Source organism: Limnohabitans sp. Jir72 (assembly GCF_003063575.1).
In the GTDB taxonomy this organism is placed as follows: domain Bacteria; phylum Pseudomonadota; class Gammaproteobacteria; order Burkholderiales; family Burkholderiaceae_C; genus Limnohabitans_A.
Genome location: NZ_NESC01000034.1, coordinates 1 through 995 on the forward strand (window position 1 = coordinate 1; position 995 = coordinate 995).

Sequence of the window (995 nt, forward strand, 5' to 3'; positions counted from 1 at the left end):
GGTGAACAAGTTTGCCGACCACCTGCCGCTGTACCGCCAGGAAGCCATCTTTGGCCGAGCTGGTGTGGCGATCCCCAGATCAACGTTAGCCCAATGGGTGGGCAGCTGCGGGGTTGAGCTGCAGCCGCTGGTGGACGCTTTGAAGCGCGACATTCTGAGCCGCAGCGTGATCCACGCTGACGAAACCCCGGTGCGCATGCTCAAACCGGCGAGCCTGCGCGATGGCAAAACACACAGAGCGTATTTGTGGGCCTACGCGGCCGGAGCGCATGAAGACATCAAAGCCGTGGTGTACGACTTTTGCGAAAGCCGAGCGGGGGCGAACGCCAAAGCGTTCCTGGATGAATGGCGAGGCTCGCTGGTGGTCGATGACTTCAGTGGCTACAAACAACTCATGGGTGATGCGTCGGATCAGATCACCGAGGTCGGCTGCTGGGCGCATGCTCGGCGCAAGTTCCACGATTTGCAGCTGGCCAACCAAAGTCAGATTGCCGAACAAGCGGTCAGGCAAATCGCGCAGATCTATGCGGTGGAGCGGGAGGTCAAAGATCTCAGTTGCGAAGAGCGACTGGGAATACGGAAAGACAAAAGCCAGCCGTTGGTGCAGACCTTGTACGAGTGGCTGGTGCAAAGCAGGCAAAAGGTACCCGAAGGTTCGGCGACAGCCAAAGCCATTGACTACAGCCTGCGTCGCTGGAGGGCGTTGACGCGTTTCCTGGAAGATGGCCAATTGCCGGTAGACAACAACTGGATCGAGAACCAAATCAGGCCAATTGCGATTGGCAGGAACAACTGGTTTTTTGCGGGCTCGCTGCGAGGCGGGCAAAGAGCGGCGGCGGCCATGAGTCTGATTCAATCGGCCAAGCTCAACGGGCACGACCCACATGCTTACCTCAAAGATGTGCTGACGAGGTTGCCGACGCACATGAACAGCAGGATCGAAGAGCTGCTGCCGCACCGCTGGAGACCGGTTTAGTGTCTACGTGTCCACGATC

General features: G+C 58.6%; 1 protein-coding gene. It reads left to right on the plus strand.

Translation table 11 applies throughout. The features are described 5' to 3' along the window. Nucleotides 1–976 (plus strand): IS66 family transposase (locus B9Z52_RS17475; RefSeq protein WP_108415118.1); only part of this gene is annotated, 976 nt, incomplete at its 5' end. Between the last annotated feature and the right edge of the window lie 19 nt (nt 977–995).